Genomic DNA, 16,889 nt, shown 5'->3' on the forward strand with positions numbered 1-16,889 from the left:
GGCACATGTTGAGGGCCGCCCGACGCGAGGGTCCACGAAGGGCGTATCCGTCCCGGACCAGGGTGTAGGTCCGCTTTCGCCCGCCTTCGGCGGCACACCCGGAATGCCACCCTTCGGCAGTCCTTGTACGACTTATCCTCACGGTTCCGGCGCGGACTTCGTCAGCCGCGCGGGGGCTGTCCCTCGCGCGGACGGCCGAGCACACCGGGCCGCCGCTGCCACGGCAACGGACCGCCGGGCGGCCGGTATCCGACGCCGAGGACGTCCAACCGCGCGTAGTGCGTGGCCATCCGCCGCTCGAACCCGGCGAAGTCGCGGTCGGCGGACGCGGGCAGCGCCGACCAGGCGACCTCGGCGAACGCGGCGAGCCGCGGGAAGACCTGGTAGTCGACGCGGGAGCGGTCCTGCATCACCTCGGTCCAGACGTTGGCCTGGGTACCGAGGACGTGCGCGGCCTCGGCATCGGTGAGTTCGGCAGGTACGGGCTCGAAGCGGTAGACGTCCTCCAGCGTGCGGACGTACCCGATGGGAATCGGCTCGTCGTCGCCCGCCGCCTGCCGGTGGTCCAGGTAGACGTGCTGCTCCGGGCACATGACGACGTCGTGGCCCGCCCTGGCCGCCGCGATGCCGCCGGAGTATCCGCGCCACGAGGAAACGGCGGCGCCCGGTGCGAGTCCGCCTTCCAGGATCTCGTCCCAGCCGATGAGCCGCCGGCCCCTGACGCCGAGCCAGCTGTCGAAGTGCCGGATGAACCAGGACTGCAACTCGTCCTCGTTCGCGAGGCCCTGTTCCTGAATCCGCTCCTGGGCGGTCGGTGAGTCCTTCCACTGCTCCTTGGGGCATTCGTCGCCGCCGACGTGGATGAAGGTCGAAGGGAACAGCTCCAGGATTTCCTCGAACACGTCCTCGTAGAACCGGAGGGTGATGTCAGTGGGGGCGAGTACGTTCGGAGTCACGCCCCAGTTGTCCCAGACGGTGAGGGAGGTCGTGTCGATGACGTCGGTGTTGCCCAGTTCCGGATACGCGGCGATGGCTGCCTGCGAGTGCCCGGGGATGTCGATTTCGGGGACGACGGCGATATGCCGTTCGGCCGCGTAGGCGACGATCTCGCGGATGTCGTCCTGCGTGTAATAACCGCCGTGCGGCTTCTCGTCCCACAAGTCGGAAGCGCGGTGGCCCCATTTGGTGCGTGAGCGCCAGGCCGCGGTCTCCGTCAGCCTGGGCTTGCTCCTGATCTCTATCCGCCACCCCTGGTCGTCGGAGAGGTGGAAGTGAAAGACATTCAGTTTGTGGGCGGCGAGCAGATCGAGATAGCGCAGCACGCCGTCCTTGGGCATGAAGTGCCGTGCCACGTCGAGCATCAGGCCGCGCCAGGCGAAGCGGGGGCTGTCCTCGACGGTGCCCACCGGCAGTTCCCAGCCACGCCCGGGGGTGACGGGCGCGCTCCGGTACGCCTCGGGGCCCAGCAGTTGACGGAGCGTCTGGGCGCCCCAGAAGACACCGGCCGCGCTGCCGCCCTCGATCGTGACGTCCCGCGCCGGGCCGGTCCCGTCCGCTGCGGGGACGGTGAGGCGGTAGCCCTCGGGGCCTGACGCCCGCTCGACGTCCGGGCTGATGCTCAGTACGATCCGGGCGGCCCCGACCGCGCCGTCCACCCCGACCGCGCCGCCCACCCCGACCGCGCCGTCCACCCCGCCCGCGCCATCCACCCCGCCCGCGCCGCCGGCTTCTTCGGGCTCCAGCGGCAGTCCCGTCGCCGCGCCGACGCTCGCCCGCAGCCAGCGCGCGACGCCCTCGGTGCCGGGCCCGGCCGTGAGCCGCGTCCCCGCGTCGACGGCCAGCCGTCCGGTCCCCTCCGTACGGACGGTGCGGGCGGCCGGTATGAGATCCGCCGCTGTCGCGGCAGAAGTCCCGGAAGAGGTCACGGCGGTCATGTTCATCAGTCCTTCACCCGAGGTACGGACGCGAGATACGCATGCGCACGGCCCTCGGGGACGCGCAGACACACGCGTCCCCGAGGGCCGTCACCAGACGGAAGAGCAACAGCTACGTCACTACTTCTTGCTGCTGTCCTTGCCGCCCTTGCCCTTGTCCTTGTCCCCGCCGGGGCCCATGGACTCGTAGATCTCCTTGCACATGGGGCAGACCGGGTACTTCTTGGGGTCGCGCCCCGGTACCCAGACCTTGCCGCACAGTGCCACCACGGGAGTGCCCTCCAGGGCGCTCGCCATGATCTTGTCCTTCTGAACGTAGTGGGCGAAGCGCTCGTGGTCGCCGTCGCCGTGCGACACCTGTGGTGTCGGCTCCACGAGGGTGCCCGTACCTGCCCCGCGCTCGGGCTCAAGAGTGCTCATAGTCGTCAAGGGTACCCACGCATGAGCCGACCCGGCCTCTCCGGGGCCGTGCTCTCCGCAGCCGGCCGCTCACCCATCGCTCAGGTCAGTTGAGCGACGGGTCGTCGGGATACGTCGCGATCATGGCCAGTTCGCCGCGCTGCCTGCGCAGCACCGCGCGCCACAGCCCCTCGGGGCGCGGGGACGACACGTCGCCGGGCTCCGACTCCACGACGTACCAGGCGCCCCGCTTCAGTTCGTCCTCCAGCTGGCCGGGGCCCCAGCCCGCGTACCCGGCGAAGATCCGCAGCGAGCCGAGCGCCTTCACCAGCAGCTCCGGCGGGGTCTCCAGATCGACGAGACCGATCGCGCCGTACACCCTGCGCCAGCCGAGCGGCCCCTCGTCGCCGGGGATCACGGCGAGGCCGAGCGCCGAGTCGAGCGAGACGGGACCGCCCTGGAAGACGACACCCGGTTCACCCGCGTGGTCGGCCCAGCTCTCCAGGATGTCCCCGACGTCCACGGGGGTGGGCCGGTTGAGGACCACGCCGAGCGAGCCCTTGCCGTCGTGGTCGAGCAGGAGGACGACGGCGCGGTCGAAATTCGGGTCGGCGAGGGCGGGTGCGGCAACGAGCAGCCGCCCTGTGAGCGAGGACACCTCCGTCATGCGAGCCATGATCTCGCACATTGGCCTTATCCGGGGCACGAGATGCAGAGTGTGCGTGCGCGCAGCTCAGGGCGCACCGTCGCACCGGGAGCGCACAGCCGCTCCCGGAACCGCCCGGTCACTGTCAGCCAGTGATCACGAACAGAACGTGTTATGCCCAATTCATTACACCTTTGGGGCCTCCTCGGCCTTACGGGACAGGGGCCTTGGCCCCTTACCCTTTTCCTTGGCCACCCGCCCGCCCACTCCGGAACGCGAGATTCATGACCGGCACAGACGATGTAATGCTTGTCCACGGTGGGACCCCGCTGGAGGGCGAGATCCGCGTCCGCGGCGCGAAGAACCTGGTGCCGAAGGCCATGGTGGCCGCGCTGCTCGGGAGCGGTCCGAGCCGGCTGCGCAACGTGCCCGACATCCGCGACGTGCGTGTCGTACGGGGGCTGCTGCAGCTGCACGGGGTGACGGTCCGCCCGGGTGACGAGCCCGGCGAGCTGATCCTCGACCCCACCCATGTCGAGAGCGCCAATGTCGCCGACATCGACGCGCACGCGGGCTCCTCGCGTATCCCGATCCTGTTCTGCGGGCCGCTGCTGCACCGGCTGGGACACGCCTTCATCCCCGGTCTCGGCGGCTGTGACATCGGCGGCCGGCCGATCGACTTCCACTTCGACGTGCTGCGCCAGTTCGGCGCGACGATCGAGAAGCGGGCCGACGGCCAGTATCTGGAGGCCCCGCAGCGGTTGCGCGGCACCAAGATCCGGCTGCCGTACCCGTCGGTGGGTTCGACGGAGCAGGTGCTGCTGACCGCCGTGCTGGCGGAGGGTGTCACGGAGCTGTCGAACGCGGCGGTGGAGCCGGAGATCGAGGACCTCATCTGCGTCCTGCAGAAGATGGGCGCGATCATCTCCATGGACACCGACCGGACGATCCGGATCACCGGGGTCGACCGGCTGGAGGGCTACAACCACCGGGCCATCCCGGACCGGCTGGAAGCCGCGTCCTGGGCCTCGGCCGCGCTGGCCACCGAGGGCAACATCTACGTCCACGGCGCGCAGCAGCGGTCGATGATGACGTTCCTCAACACGTACCGCAAGGTCGGCGGCGCCTTCGAGATCGACGACAAGGGCATCCGCTTCTGGCATCCGGGCGGCTCGCTCAACGCCATCGCGCTGGAGACGGACGTCCATCCGGGGTTCCAGACCGACTGGCAGCAGCCGCTGGTGGTGGCGCTGACCCAGGCGTCGGGGCTGTCGATCATCCACGAGACGGTCTACGAGTCGCGGCTGGGCTTCACGTCGGCGCTGAACCAGATGGGTGCGCACATCCAGCTCTACCGGGAGTGCCTCGGCGGTTCGCACTGCCGCTTCGGGCAGCGCAACTTCCTGCACTCGGCGGTCGTCTCGGGGCCGACCCGGCTGCAGGGCGCGGATCTGGTCATCCCCGACCTGCGCGGCGGTTTCTCGTACCTGATCGCCGCGCTGGCGGCGCAGGGCACGTCACGGGTGCACGGCATCGACCTGATCAACCGCGGCTACGAGAACTTCATGGACAAGCTCATCGAGCTGGGCGCGAAGGTCGAGCTGCCGGGCGGCGCGCTGGTATGACCGTCCGTCACGGCCGGTGTACGGCTTTCTGACGGGCGAACGACACAGGGGCGGCCACCTGAGAAGGTGGCCGCCCCTGCGTACTGCTGTGGTGCTTTTACTGCGTACCGGCCGTACTGGCCGGTACTGCCTTGGGTTACTTCCCCTTGGCGGCTTCCTTGAGCTTGGAGCCCGCGGAGACCTTCACGCTGTAGCCGGCCGGGATCTGGATCGGGTCGCCGGTCTGCGGGTTACGAGCGGTGCGAGCGGCACGGTGGGTGCGCTCGAAGGTCAGGAAGCCGGGGATGGTGACCTTCTCGTCGCCCTTGGCGACGATTTCGCCCACGGTCTCGGCGAGGGCGGCCAGCACGGCGTCGGCGTCCTTGCGAGTCACCTCGGCGCGGTCGGCCAGGGCGGCCACCAGCTCACTGCGGTTCATGTTGTTACTCCCGTGTTCTTCTTGCCTGTGAGGCGTGAGATCGAAGCCGATGCTGCCAGGGCCCTCGGACAGTCCCCGGACCCGGGTCTGCTGACAGACCCTCGCGCCCGAATACGCATCCTGCCCCCACCAGCGGCGGGAAAGCCAATCCGGCACCCACCGGCGTCACTCCTGTGGAGACACCTTGGGAACCCCTTAGCCCCCTGAAGGCCCTGAAACCTCCGAGGAGTGGCGGGCTCATGGTCCGCCACCCTAGACGGGGCCCAGCGGCCCCGCGAATCGCGACGCGCCGGACAGATCGGGCAGAGCGGACGTGTCAGGCGGACACCGAGGTGGCCACCGTCACACCTGCCGCTTTCGCGGCTTCCCGAACGGCACCCGCGACCGCTCCCGCGACCTTGTCGTTGAAGACCGAGGGAACGATGTAGTTGGGGTTCAGTTCGCCCTCGGTGACGACATCGGCGAGGGCCTTGGCAGCGGCCAGCATCATTTCGGTGTTGACCGTACGCGACTGGGCGTCCAGCAGGCCGCGGAAGACGCCGGGGAAGACCAGCACGTTGTTGATCTGGTTGGGGAAGTCGGAGCGGCCCGTGGCCACGACAGCGGCCGTCTCGCGGGCGATCCCGGGGTCCACCTCGGGGTCCGGGTTGGCCAGCGCGAAGACGATCGCCCCTTCGGCCATGGCGGCCACGTCGGCGCCGTCCAGCACGTTGGGGGCCGAGACGCCGATGAAGACGTCAGCGCCGACCACGGCCTCCTTCAGGGTGCCGGTGATGCCCTCGGGGTTGGTGTTGTCCGCCACCCAGCGCAGCGGCGACTCGGGGGCCGCCTCGACGAGGTCGGCGCGGCCCGCGTGCACGACACCGTGGATGTCGGCGACGACGGCGTGCTTGACGCCCGCCGCGATGAGCAGCTTCAGGATGGCCGTACCCGCCGCGCCCGCGCCGGACATGACGACCCGTACGTCACCGAACTCCTTGCCGACCACGCGCAGCGCGTTGGTCAGGGCGGCGAGCACCACGATGGCCGTGCCGTGCTGGTCGTCATGGAAGACCGGGATGTCCAGGGCCTCGCGGAGTCTCGCCTCGATCTCGAAGCAACGGGGCGCCGAGATGTCTTCGAGGTTGATGCCGGCGAAGCCGGGGGCGATGGCCTTGACGATCTCGACGATGGCGTCGGTGTCCTGGGTGTCCAGGCAGATCGGCCAGGCGTCGATGCCGGCGAAGCGCTTGAACAGGGCCGCCTTGCCCTCCATGACGGGCAGCGCCGCCATGGGGCCGATGTTGCCGAGGCCCAGCACGGCCGAGCCGTCGGTGACGACGGCGACGGAGTTGCGCTTGATGGTGAGGCGTCTGGCGTCCTCGGGGTTCTGCGCGATCGCCATGCAGACCCGGGCCACTCCCGGCGTGTAGATCATCGAGAGATCGTCACGGTTGCGGATGGGGTGCTTGGACTGCATCTCGATCTTGCCGCCGAGGTGCATCAGGAACGTACGGTCGGAGACCTTGCCGAGCACGACCCCCTCGATGCCCCGCAGCTGCTCCACGATCTGGTCCGCGTGCCCGGTGGAGCTCGCGGCGATCGTGACGTCGATCCGGAGCTTCTCGTGCCCGGACGCCGTCACGTCGAGGCCGGTCACCGAGCCGCCGGAGGACTCCACGGCTGTGGTGAGCTGCGACACCGCTGTACCGCTAGCGGGCACTTCCAGACGGACCGTCATCGAGTACGAGACGCTTGGCGCCGTTGCCATGCCGAGTTCCTCTGCTTTCCCTGAGCCTCATTGCCACTCCGCCCGACCGACGTCGCGCGGAGCCTTCCGATCGTCGCACCTACCACCCGGTAATCGGTAAAGTCCAACTTTTTCGGAAAGCATTTTCCGTCAGGCGAGAGAGCGTAACAGCGGCGCCTCCAACAGAAGCAGGCCCCCACCGCTTCGCGGTGAGGGCCCGTTGTCGTGCTGGTGAAGAACTGTCGTACCGGTGAAGAAGAAGGTGGCACCGACCCGCCATGCTCGCCTCGCGGCAAGTGGTCGCTCGAAGCGACGAAGGTTGGGCCCGGGGGCTTGGATCGAGTCGGTGCCACTACCAATCTAACAAAACACTCCGGGAAGTGATCCCCTCCGCGCGAGTTGACTCGAAGTCAATCCCGCAGGAGGTCGGGTACTCCCTCCGCGTCGGGTTCGTCGCGGGCCGCCGAAACGACCGTGAGCTGCTGCGTCGCCCTGGTCAGCGCCACATAGAGCACCCGCAGCCCCGCCGGTGACTCGTCCGCGATCTCGGCCGGCGAGACCACCACCGTCGCGTCGTACTCCAGCCCCTTGGCCTCCAGGCTGCCCAGGGCGACGACCCGTCCGCCGAGCCCGGCGAGCCAGCGCGCCGCCTGTTCGCGCCGGTGCATCGCGACGACGACACCCACCGTGCCGTCGACCCGCTCCAGCAGCCGGGCCGCCTCGTCCCGTACGGCCGAGGCGAGGTCGTCGTCCCGCACGACGCTGAAGCGCGGCTGTACGCCGGTGGAGCGCACGGCGGTCGGCGACTCCATCCCCGGCATGGCGAGCGCCAGCACCTTCGCGGCCAGTTCGGCGATCTCGGCGGGGTTGCGGTAGTTGACGGTCAGGGTGAACTTGCGGCGCGGCCGGGTGCCGAGCGCCTCGTCGCGCGCCTCGGCCGCCTCCTCGGGGTCCGACCAGGACGACTGGGCGGCGTCGCCGACCACCGTCCAGGTGGCGTGCCTGCCCCTGCGGCCGACCATCCGCCACTGCATGGGGGTGAGGTCCTGAGCCTCGTCGACGATGACATGCGCGTATTCGGTGCGCTCCGCCGCCAGCCGCTCGGCGCGCTCGCGCTGCGACTCCTCGCGCTGGGGCATCAGCTCCTCGAGCCCGGTGAGCTGGTCCAGCGGGTCGAGTTCCCTGCGCTGCTTGCGCAGTCTGGGCGGTGCGCCCAGCAGCGTCTCCAGCTCGTCCAGGATCGCCACGTCGTGCACGGAGAGCGGTCCGGTGCCGTCCGGGCCCACCCGCCGCAGCGAGCGCGCGAGCCGGCGGATCTCGCCCTGGCCCAGGATGCGCCGGGCCCAGCGGCCGAGCCGCCGCTCGTCGGCCATGGCGGCGAGCACCCCGCGCGGGGTCAGCTCGGGCCACCAGGCGTCCACGAACTCCAGGAAGCTGTCCTCGGACGTGACGTCGTCGTCGAAGCCGCCGCGCAGCTCCGCCGCCAGCTCCGCGTCGCCGCGCGACGCGTACTCGCCGGCCCGGGCGGCGGCGCCCGACTTCGCCCACAGGGCGTCGAGCAGCAGCTTGCGGGCGCGCGGCCGTAGCAGGTTGACGGGGGCCGTGCCGCCGAGCACGGACTGCCGGATGCGGTTCAGCTCGTCGGCCTCCAGCTCCAGCCTGCGGCCGAACGCGACGACCCTGAGCCGGTCGCTGGCCACGGGCCTGCCGGGCGTCTCGTCGCCGTCGTCACCGGCCGCGCCGGACGCCTCGGTCTCACCGAAGGCCAGCTGTCCCGCCCCGGGCGCCTGCTGACGCCCCTGGGCGCCGCCCCTGCCCCGGCCACGCGCGCCCCGGCCTCCCTGGTCACCGGCGTGCGGCGCGGGCTCCAGCGCGCCCCTGGCGGCCTTGCGCAGCACCTTCAGCATGTTCGCGGAGCCCTTGATCCGGGCCACGGCCGGATCGTCGTACGCCGTGGCCTCCGCGCCGTCCACCAGCGAGCCGACCGCGCGGATCGCGACCTGCCCCTCCTCGCCGAGCGAGGGCAGCACGCCTTCGGTGTACGCGACGAGCAGCGGCGTCGGTGAGACGACGAGGATGCCGCCCGCGTACCTGCGCCTGTCCTGGTAGAGCAGATACGCGGCGCGGTGCAGCGCGACGGCGGTCTTGCCGGTGCCGGGGCCGCCCGCGACCTCGGTCACGGAAGCGGCGGGGGCCCTGATCACCAGGTCCTGCTCGGCCTGGATCGAGGAGACGATGTCCCGCATGGTGTGGCTGCGGGCCTGGCCGAGCGCGGCCATCAGCGCGCCGTCCCCGATGACGGGCAGCGCGCCGCCGTCCAGCGAGGCGGTCAGCTCGGGCCGCATCAGGTCGTCCTCGACGCCGAGGACCTTGCGGCCCTTGGAGCGGATGACCCTGCGCCGTACGACACGGCCGGGGTCGACGGGCGTGGAGCGGTAGAACGGGGCCGCCGCCGGCGCGCGCCAGTCGATGACCAGCGGTGAGTAGTCGGAGTCGAGGACCCCGATCCGGCCGATGTGCAGCGTCTCGGCGATGTCCGCCGTGTTGTCGGGGCGTACGGCTTCGTCGGCCGGCTCGACCGAGGTGTACGCGCCGTCGGGGCCCTTGTCGCCGTCCTTGCCCGGGAGCAGGTCGATCCGGCCGAAGAGGAAGTCCTCGAACTCGTTGTTGAGCCGGCTCAGGTGGATACCGGCCCTGAAGACCTGGGCGTCCCTTTCGGCGAGTGCGCCGGGCGTGCCGACCTGGCCACGCTTGGCTGCGTCCTTCATCAGGAACTCCGCCTCGTGGATCTTCTCCTCGAGGCGGCGGTAGACCTGATCCAGATGGTCCTGTTCGACACCGATCTCGCGGTCGCGCACGGAGTCGTTCCCCGTGTCGCGTCCGGGATCGGAGGCGGGTCCTGCGGATTCAACAGCGGCATCCTGCGCGGCCACCGAGGCCCCCTTCGTGACGTGCGTCGGGCAGCCGTCAACCGTACGCGAAGGGGGCGGGTATGTCAGGCGCCGACCTGGACCAAACGCTTGCCGTCGAATGTCCGTACGTCGAAGTGGTCGATGTCGTTGGGCTGGATGGCCGCACCGCCGTGGATGTACAGCGGCTTCTGCGCCACCTCGTGCGGGCTGCTGGGGATGCCGTACCCCCACTGCGGCACCGACCAGGAGGAGACGACCTGCTCGTCGCCCGACTTGGAGACGGCCACCAGACTGCACTTGAGCGGTCCTTTGACGTTCTTCAGCTCAAGAACGGCGTTGGTGCCCCAGCCGCGCTCCTCGAACCCGATGGTGGCGCTGACCTTGGTCGCCGGGTCGGTGCCCGAGACCTTGTCCGGCATCTTGGCGAAGGCCTCGGCGTCGGTGGGACCACCGGACGGCTGGACCACGGCCTCGTTGCGGACCGGGTCGTCGCCCGAGGTCGCGACGATCGCGATCGTCGGACCGCCGATGATCAGCGCGGCGGCGGCGGCGATCAGGTAGAACCCGCGCCTCTTGCGCTGCGCCCGCTTGACGGCGACCTCGTCGACCAGCCGGTTCAGCAGCTGGTCGCTGGGCTTCACCGAGACGGACGGGGTCGGCGGCAGCGGCACGGCCCGCGGCGGGAAGCCGCCCTGCCGCGGGAACGGGTCGGCGGCCGGGGCCTGCGGCTCGGCGGTGGCGAAGGTTTCCGGGGTGTCGGCGAGCATGGCCAGCATCGGTTCCATGCCCGAGAACTCGGCCATGTTCGCCGTGCACAGTTCGCACGCCGCGAGATGCGCTTCGAAGGCGACGGCATCGGCCTCGTCAAGAATGCCGAGCACGTAGGAGGCGACCGCGTCGTGCACAGTGCCCTCGCCGTCCAGTCCGTACTGATCGTGCGTGGTCATGCCGAGACCCCCCTCTCCTCCAGAGCGAGCTTCATGGAACGCAGTGCGTAGAACACCCGTGAACGCACGGTCCCGCTGGGAATGCCGAGCGTCTCGGCAGCCTCGTTGACCGTGCGCCCCTTGAAGTACGTCTCTACGAGCACTTCCCTGTGCGCCGGGGTCAAATCTTCGAGCGCATCTGAGAGCGTCATCAGCCACAACGCCTTGTCGATCTCGTCCTCCGCGGGCATGACCTCCAGCGGCGACGGATCGACCTCCTGCGGCCGGGCCTGCCGGCTGCGGTGGCCGTCGATGACGATACGTCGAGCTACCGTCACCAGCCAGGGGCGGACAGAGCCGGTAGCCCGATTGAGCTGACCGGCGTTCTTCCAGGCACGGATGAGCGTCTCCTGCACGACGTCCTCGGCACGCTGGCGGTCGCCCGCCACGAGACGCAGCACATAAGCCAGCAACGGTCCGGCATGTTCCCGGTACAGGGCGCGCATCAGCTCTTCGTCAGGGACGGAGAGGTCGGTGCGCGGTGCCTCGCTCCGGTGTCGGGCCCGTTGAGGACGGTCATCGGCCACGGCCGCATCCTTGCGCACCTGAACCTCCCGGTCGAGACCTTCTTGACTGCTTCTCCCCCATCACTACGGAGGAACATCAAGTAGCACTCAACGGCGGGCGGAAAACTTTTCAGGTTCTTGACGGCGCGACGCCCCCGTCGGACGCCCCGACAGGTACGCCGGTCAGGTACGGGCCAGTGCGGCCCTGCGCCGGTGCCGGGCGACCCGCTCGCGGTTTCCGCACACCTCGCTGGAGCACCAGCGCCTGCGCCGGCCGCGCGATGTGTCCAGATACACACGCCGGCAGCTGTCGCCCTCGCACTCCCGCAGCCCCGCTCCGGCCTCCGGATCGGTCAGCAGCTCCACCGCGTCCCTCGCCACGGCGGCGAGCAGCGCCTCACAGGCCGGTGCGGCGCTCAGCGCCCGTACGAGCGCGCCGCCGGTGTCCCGTACCGCCCTGATCCCCGGCGGCGCCCCCGCGGCCAGCTCGTTGATCCGCTCCAGGGCCTGCGGCGCCTGCCTGCCGTCGATCTCGGCGCGTACGAGCTGCCCGACGCTGTCGCGCAGCTCGGCGAACCGGCCGACCCAGCGGGCGTCGACGCCCGTGAGGGCGGTGCCCGCCGGCACGAGCCCCGAGGCTGTCAGCCAGTGGGCGAGCTGGTCGGCGTCGGTGAGCTGTGAGTGTCCCTTGGCCGTCGGTTCCTCGGTGGCCACCAGATCGAGGCAGATCCGCCCGGAGTCGAACCGCCATTCGTACGAGCTCATGCCCGCCGCCATGTCCCTGCCACCGCCTCGGGTTCACCTGTGGTGCCGGCCCGTTCACTCTCAGAGTGCCTTCCCCGTGGCACGGCCGGTACCCCGCCACCCGAAGCGGCAAGCGGCCCTACTCGTCCGAAACGGCCAGCCGGTAGCCGCGTTTGACGACCGTCTGGATCAGCCGCGGGTCGCCGAGCGAGGTGCGCAGCCGGGCCATCGCGGTCTCGACTGCGTGCTCGTCGCGGCCGGCGCCGGGCAGCGCACGCAGCAGCTCGGCGCGCGGGACGACCCAGCCGGGCCGCCGGGCCAGCGCCCCGAGCAGCGCCATCCCCGCGGGCGGTACGGGGCGCAGCTCGCCGTCGAGCAGCACGGCGTGCCCGCGGATCTCCAGCCGCCGCGCGGCGACCTGGAGCGTACGGGCGCGGCCCGGCAGTTCGTCGCAGAGCACCTGGACGAGCGGGCCCAAGCGGAAACGTTCCGGCTGGACGGTTCCGATGCCCCGCTCCCGCAGCGGCGTGGCGGTGACGGACCCGACGCACGCCGGCAGTACGTCCCCCTTCAGCGCGTCGAGCAGTCCGGCCAGTTGGCCCCGTTCCTCGGCGCGCGAGAGCAGCGCGGTGGCGGCGGGCGCGCTGGTGAAGGTGACAGCGTCCAGGGCGCGCGCCACGGTCGCCTCGATGAGCCGGTCGACCGGGGCCAGATCCTCCGGGGGCATCCAGCGGTAGACGGGGACGACGACGACATCGGCGCCCCCGGCCTCCAGCGCCTCGACGAACCCGGGCAGCGGTACGCCGTGCAGTTGGAGCGCGATCCGGCGGTGCGCGACGCCCTCGTCGAGCAGCCGGTCCAGTACCTCGGCCATCGACTCGGAGGCGGGTGACCAGGTCTCGGTGAGTCCCGCGGCCCGGATGGCGCCCTTCACCTTGGGCCCGCGGGCGAGCAGTTCGACGCCGCCGAGACAGTCCAGCAGCTCCTGCCTGTCGCCCCAGCCGCCGGCCGCTTCCAGCCAGCCGCGGAAGCCGATCGCCGTGGTCGCCACGACCACGTCGGGCGTCTTGGCGATCAGCTCCTCGGTGGCGGCGCGCAGCTCCGTGTCGTCGGCGAGCGGCAGGATCCGCAGGGCGGGTGCGTGGAGCACGGCGCCGCCACGGCGTTCGATGAGCGCGCCGAACTCCTCGGCGCGTCTGGCTGCGGTGACTCCGATGGTGAATCCGGCGAGGGGGCCGTGCGGCTGGTCGTTCATGATGACCATTTTCCCGTCCCGCTCGCGGTACGGGTGTTTCGGGTGGGTTACTGCGGACCTGGCGCCCGAGCGGCGGGCCGTACGGATGCCCGTACAGCCCACCGGAGCGGCCCGCCCGCCTCGTACGGCCCGCCCCGCGCGGCCCGTCAGCGTTTGTGCGTGTGCGAGCCGCCGGCGGCCGGCTGCGGCTCCCGGGGGGCGGGCGGCTTGCCGCCGCCCTTCGCCCTGCCGGACTTGACGCCGTTCGGCCACAGCCGCGGTCTGCGCTTGGCCGCCAGGTCCTCCACCCACCCGACGGCGATGATCATGATCCCTATCATCGGCCAGATCAGGATCAGCGGCAGCGTGGAGTACGAGGCGTCCAGCGCGCCGTTGAACCGGTCCATGCCCGGCACGTTGTAGAGCTGGTCCAGCAGCGGGAACGTCGCCATGATCAGCAGGTTGTGCCAGAGATAGATCGTCACGGCCCGGTTGTTGGCGAGGGTGATCACCGAGTCGTACGAGGCCAGCCTGCCCGGGAGTTTCTGCCAGGACGGCGAGTACTGGAGCAGGATGGCGACGAACCCGAGCGACCAGATCGCCTGCACCAGCGGCATCTCGTCGAAGTTCCACCCCTCGTCGCCCAGATGCCCCTGCGCCCACCAGAGGGCGAAGGCCATCGCGAAGGCGGCGAGCGAGACCGTGATGTAGCGCGGGACCTTCTTGAACAGGCCGTCGTTGTGGGCGAAGCCGAGCACCCAGCAGCTGCCGTAGACCCCGAAGTCCGTGAGCGCCAGACCGGTTTCACCGGGGATGTTCACCACACCCGTGGTGATCACGGCCGTGAGGGCGATCGGGAAGGCCAGCGCCGCCCACGGCACCTTGCGGAAGGCCCACAGCAGGAGCGGGGACGCCAGCACGAACCAGAGATAGGCCCGGATGTACCAGAGCGGTCCGGCCGCCTGGTCGGCCCAGCTGGAGTCCATCCAGCTCACCGGGGACCCGGCCGGGTCCGGATACGGCGGCGCGCCCAGCGGGAAGATCCAGTTGGCGAGCTTGATCAGGCCCCAGATGCCCTCGTCCCTGGCCGGCTTGAAGCCGGAGACGAAGAGCAGCGGCACGATCAGCAGGGCGAACGCCCACATCGGCGGCAGCAGCCTGCGCAGTCGGCCCCGGATGACGCTCCACGAGGTGCGCTGCGAGAGCGACCTGGCCATCAGCGAGCCGGCCAGCGCGAACATCACGCCCATGGAGGGGAAGAGGATCGTCAGCCAGGCCCAGCCGAAGATGTGGAAGACGACGACCCGCACCAGCGCGACGGCCCGCAGCAGATCCAGGTAGCGGTCACGGCCCGACGCCTTGGGCGCCTCGCCCTCGGCGGCCACGGGTGGCTGCGCGAGCGTCGGGTCGGGGCCCCTGGGCCCCGCCTTGTGCCGCGCGTGCGGCACGGGCCCCGGCCGCTGGACGTACGGCGCCGTCGGCCCGGCGGTCGGATAGGGCGCGGGCGCCCCGGCGCTCGGGTAGGGCGCGGCCGTGCCGCCTGCTTCGTAGGGGGTGGTCATCCCACCGGCCTCCTGTCGGCGCCCGCACTGTGACCGCGCTGGGTGGGGATCGAGCCGGGGGCCTGGACGGCGCCGGTACGGCGGAGCTTCTGCCAGCGCAGCCGGCCGCCGGTGAGCGCGGTGATCCAGGACTGCACCAGCACGACGTACATGAGCTGGCGGTACAGGACCTGTTGGAGCGGCAGCGAGATCAGATGCACCATACGTTCCTTGTCGAGCCGGAACGCGTACGCGGCGCAGATCGCCTGGAACGCCAGGACGCCGAGCCAGGCGATGATGGTCTTCTCCGTGGGCCCGAAGATCAGGCCGTAGATCAGGAAGAGGTCGATCAGCGGCGCGAGCAGCGGCGCCACGATCATGAACAGCGCGATCAGTGGCAGGCCGACCCGGCCGAAGCGTCCCGAAGGCCCCCGCTCGATGAAGGAGCGGCGGTGCTTCCAGATCGCCTGCATCGTGCCGTAACTCCAGCGGTACCGCTGGGACCACAGCTGCTGTACGGACTCCGGCGCCTCGGTCCAGGCACGCGCCTTCTCGGCGTAGACGACACGCCAGCCGTCGCGGTGCATGGCGATGGTGATGTCGGTGTCCTCGGCGAGGGTGTCCTCGCTCATCCCGCCGACCCGCTCCAGCGCGGTGCGCCGGAAGGCGCCGATCGCGCCCGGGATGGTGGGCATGATCTGCAGCAGGTCGTACATGCGGCGGTCGAGGTTGAAGCCCATCACGTACTCGATGTGCTGCCAGGCCCCGATGAGCGAGTTGCGGTTGCCGACCTTGGCGTTGCCGGCGACGGCGCCGACGCGCGGGTCGCCGAAGGGCTGCACCAGCTCACGCACGGTGGCAGGTTCGAAGACGGTGTCGCCGTCCATCATCACGACCAGGTCGTAACTGGCGTGCGCGATGCCGTTGTTGAGCGCGGCCGGCTTGCCCGCGTTCTCCTGGCGTACGACGTGTACGTTCGGCAGCCACATCGCCTCGACGATGTCCGCCGTACCGTCCGTTGAGCCGTCGTCGATGACGATGACCTCGATCGGATGGTCGCTCTGCATCAGCGAGTTGACCGTCTTGGCTATGCATTCCCGCTCGTTGTACGCGGGGACGAGGACCGAGACGGGTTCGGTGATGCGGGCGCCCCAGCGGAACCTGCGGCGGCGCACCTTGCGCGAGTGCGCGAAGGACAGCACCAGCATCAGCCCGAAGCGCAGGATGACCAGGAAGCCGACCACCGAGAGCCCGGCGATCAGGACGTCGGTGCCCCGGTCGGCGAAGCTGACGGCGCCGATGAACGCGCGGCCCTTCCACTTGTCGATGCCGGTGACCGGCGTGTGGGCGCTGGGCGCGCCGAGCGCCTGGGTCACCGTGTCGAAGGAGTAGCCGTCCTTCTGCATCTGCGGCAGGAACGTCTCGAGCGCCTTGACGGTCTGGGACCTGTCACCGCCGGAGTCGTGCATCAGGACGACGGCGCCGTCGCCGTGCTTCGGCGTCGCGTTCTCGATGATCTTCGAGACGCCGGGGCGCTGCCAGTCCTCACTGTCGGTGCTGTCGAGCACCGTGATGTAGCCCAGGGTGCCGATGTACTGCGTCACCGGCCAGGACTTGTTGTCCATGGCGTCGGCGAACGAGGAGTACGGCGGCCGGAAGAGCGAGGAGCGGATCCCGGCGGCGCCGGCGAGCGCCAGCTGCGTCTGCGACAGCTCCCACTTGATACGGGACGCCGACTGGTAGGAGAGGTCGGGATGGTCGAAGGTGTGCACCCCGACCTCGTGCCCCTCGGCCACCATGCGCCTGACCAGCTCGGGGTGTTGCGAGGTCATCGTGCCCGTGACGAAGAAGGTCGCGTGCGCGCCGTACTTCTTCAGCACGTCGAGGACCTGGGGCGACCAGGTCGGGTCCGGGCCGTCGTCGAAGGTGAGGACAAGTTTGTGCTTCGGTATGGTCAGCGACTTGGGCTTGGCCGTCTTGTCGCGCGAATCGATGACGGGGCCGCCTTCGATGATGTCGTCGGGCACCTGGCTGATGGAGGCAGGTGGCCGCACCCGGTGGTCCGGGATGATCTCGTTGTGCACGTAGCCGCGCAGCAACATCATCGCCACCAGGCCGACGAGCAGAAAGGTCGGAAGCAGGTACCTCATGGGCAGCCTGCGTCTCCTGACGGGGCCGCCGCTGCGCTTACGGCCCCGCGTGCCGGTTGAAGTCA

Annotated in this window: 13 protein-coding genes; 1 reads left to right on the forward strand and 12 read right to left on the reverse strand. The window is 70.3% G+C overall.

The features are described 5' to 3' along the window. Positions 1 to 161 precede the first annotated feature (161 nt). The 3 genes from OHS57_RS14370 to OHS57_RS14380 all read right to left on the reverse strand — a co-directional run bounded on the left by OHS57_RS14370 (position 162) and on the right by OHS57_RS14380 (position 3,000). On the reverse strand, positions 162 to 1,934 hold the full coding sequence (locus OHS57_RS14370; protein WP_328582190.1) for a beta-N-acetylhexosaminidase: 1,773 nt from the start codon (positions 1,932 to 1,934) through the stop codon (positions 162 to 164). Between the two features lie 120 nt (positions 1,935 to 2,054). Beyond that, entirely contained in the window at positions 2,055 to 2,354 is a 300-nt protein-coding gene (locus tag OHS57_RS14375) for a DUF3039 domain-containing protein (protein ID WP_041989128.1), read from the reverse strand. An 85-nt stretch (positions 2,355 to 2,439) separates the two neighbouring features. Beyond that, complete coding sequence (locus OHS57_RS14380) at positions 2,440 to 3,000, reverse strand: YqgE/AlgH family protein (RefSeq protein WP_328582191.1); 561 nt, start codon at positions 2,998 to 3,000, stop codon at positions 2,440 to 2,442. 263 nt (positions 3,001 to 3,263) lie between these two features. Between OHS57_RS14380 and murA the strand changes: the two genes are divergently transcribed. After that, positions 3,264 to 4,604, forward strand: a complete 1,341-nt coding sequence (murA, locus tag OHS57_RS14385) for a UDP-N-acetylglucosamine 1-carboxyvinyltransferase (protein ID WP_041989126.1) — start codon at positions 3,264 to 3,266, stop codon at positions 4,602 to 4,604. 136 nt (positions 4,605 to 4,740) lie between these two features. Here the strand turns inward: murA and OHS57_RS14390 are convergent, their stop codons facing one another. From OHS57_RS14390 to OHS57_RS14430, 9 genes are all read right to left on the reverse strand, one after another. Continuing rightward, on the reverse strand, positions 4,741 to 5,022 hold the full coding sequence (locus OHS57_RS14390) for an HU family DNA-binding protein (RefSeq protein ID WP_003954777.1): 282 nt from the start codon (positions 5,020 to 5,022) through the stop codon (positions 4,741 to 4,743). Between the two features lie 316 nt (positions 5,023 to 5,338). Further along, positions 5,339 to 6,772: an NAD-dependent malic enzyme gene (locus OHS57_RS14395; protein WP_041989121.1), complete on the reverse strand. Its 1,434-nt coding sequence runs from the start codon at positions 6,770 to 6,772 to the stop codon at positions 5,339 to 5,341. A 389-nt stretch (positions 6,773 to 7,161) separates the two neighbouring features. Continuing rightward, entirely contained in the window at positions 7,162 to 9,684 is a 2,523-nt protein-coding gene (locus tag OHS57_RS14400; protein WP_443042889.1) for a HelD family protein, read from the reverse strand. A gap of 62 nt (positions 9,685 to 9,746) precedes the next feature. Further along, positions 9,747 to 10,610, reverse strand: coding sequence for a zf-HC2 domain-containing protein (locus tag OHS57_RS14405; protein WP_041989119.1), 864 nt, complete (start codon positions 10,608 to 10,610; stop codon positions 9,747 to 9,749). Then, a complete protein-coding gene (locus OHS57_RS14410; RefSeq protein ID WP_078863621.1) occupies positions 10,607 to 11,194 on the reverse strand; it encodes a sigma-70 family RNA polymerase sigma factor in 588 nt (195 codons plus the stop codon). The genes OHS57_RS14405 and OHS57_RS14410 overlap by 4 nt, the downstream gene beginning before the upstream one ends. 144 nt (positions 11,195 to 11,338) lie before the next feature. Continuing rightward, the gene (locus OHS57_RS14415) at positions 11,339 to 11,932 is read right to left on the reverse strand and encodes a CGNR zinc finger domain-containing protein (protein WP_328582192.1); all 594 of its coding nucleotides are present in this window, start codon (positions 11,930 to 11,932) and stop codon (positions 11,339 to 11,341) included. A 106-nt stretch (positions 11,933 to 12,038) separates the two neighbouring features. Then, on the reverse strand, positions 12,039 to 13,154 hold the full coding sequence (locus tag OHS57_RS14420; protein ID WP_328582193.1) for a uroporphyrinogen-III synthase: 1,116 nt from the start codon (positions 13,152 to 13,154) through the stop codon (positions 12,039 to 12,041). 146 nt (positions 13,155 to 13,300) lie between these two features. Next, entirely contained in the window at positions 13,301 to 14,695 is a 1,395-nt protein-coding gene (locus OHS57_RS14425) for an acyltransferase family protein (RefSeq protein ID WP_328582194.1), read from the reverse strand. After that, positions 14,692 to 16,824, reverse strand: coding sequence for a bifunctional polysaccharide deacetylase/glycosyltransferase family 2 protein (locus OHS57_RS14430; protein WP_328582195.1), 2,133 nt, complete (start codon positions 16,822 to 16,824; stop codon positions 14,692 to 14,694). The genes OHS57_RS14425 and OHS57_RS14430 overlap by 4 nt, the downstream gene beginning before the upstream one ends. Positions 16,825 to 16,889: the final 65 nt, after the last annotated feature.

This window comes from Streptomyces sp. NBC_00370 (genome assembly GCF_036084755.1).
GTDB lineage: Bacteria > Actinomycetota > Actinomycetes > Streptomycetales > Streptomycetaceae > Streptomyces.

Excerpts from the sequence above, each read along its gene's own strand:
- OHS57_RS14370 (WP_328582190.1), bottom strand. The coding sequence starts at position 1,934 with ATGACCGCCGTGACCTCTTCCGGGACTTCTGCCGCGACAGCGGCGGAT.
- OHS57_RS14375 (WP_041989128.1), bottom strand. The coding sequence starts at position 2,354 with ATGAGCACTCTTGAGCCCGAGCGCGGGGCAGGTACGGGCACCCTCGTG.
- OHS57_RS14380 (WP_328582191.1), bottom strand. The coding sequence starts at position 3,000 with ATGACGGAGGTGTCCTCGCTCACAGGGCGGCTGCTCGTTGCCGCACCC.
- murA (WP_041989126.1), top strand. The coding sequence starts at position 3,264 with ATGACCGGCACAGACGATGTAATGCTTGTCCACGGTGGGACCCCGCTG.
- OHS57_RS14390 (WP_003954777.1), bottom strand. The coding sequence starts at position 5,022 with ATGAACCGCAGTGAGCTGGTGGCCGCCCTGGCCGACCGCGCCGAGGTG.
- OHS57_RS14395 (WP_041989121.1), bottom strand. The coding sequence starts at position 6,772 with ATGGCAACGGCGCCAAGCGTCTCGTACTCGATGACGGTCCGTCTGGAA.
- OHS57_RS14405 (WP_041989119.1), bottom strand. The coding sequence starts at position 10,610 with ATGACCACGCACGATCAGTACGGACTGGACGGCGAGGGCACTGTGCAC.
- OHS57_RS14415 (WP_328582192.1), bottom strand. The coding sequence starts at position 11,932 with ATGGCGGCGGGCATGAGCTCGTACGAATGGCGGTTCGACTCCGGGCGG.
- OHS57_RS14420 (WP_328582193.1), bottom strand. The coding sequence starts at position 13,154 with ATGAACGACCAGCCGCACGGCCCCCTCGCCGGATTCACCATCGGAGTC.
- OHS57_RS14425 (WP_328582194.1), bottom strand. The coding sequence starts at position 14,695 with ATGACCACCCCCTACGAAGCAGGCGGCACGGCCGCGCCCTACCCGAGC.
- OHS57_RS14430 (WP_328582195.1), bottom strand. The coding sequence starts at position 16,824 with ATGAGGTACCTGCTTCCGACCTTTCTGCTCGTCGGCCTGGTGGCGATG.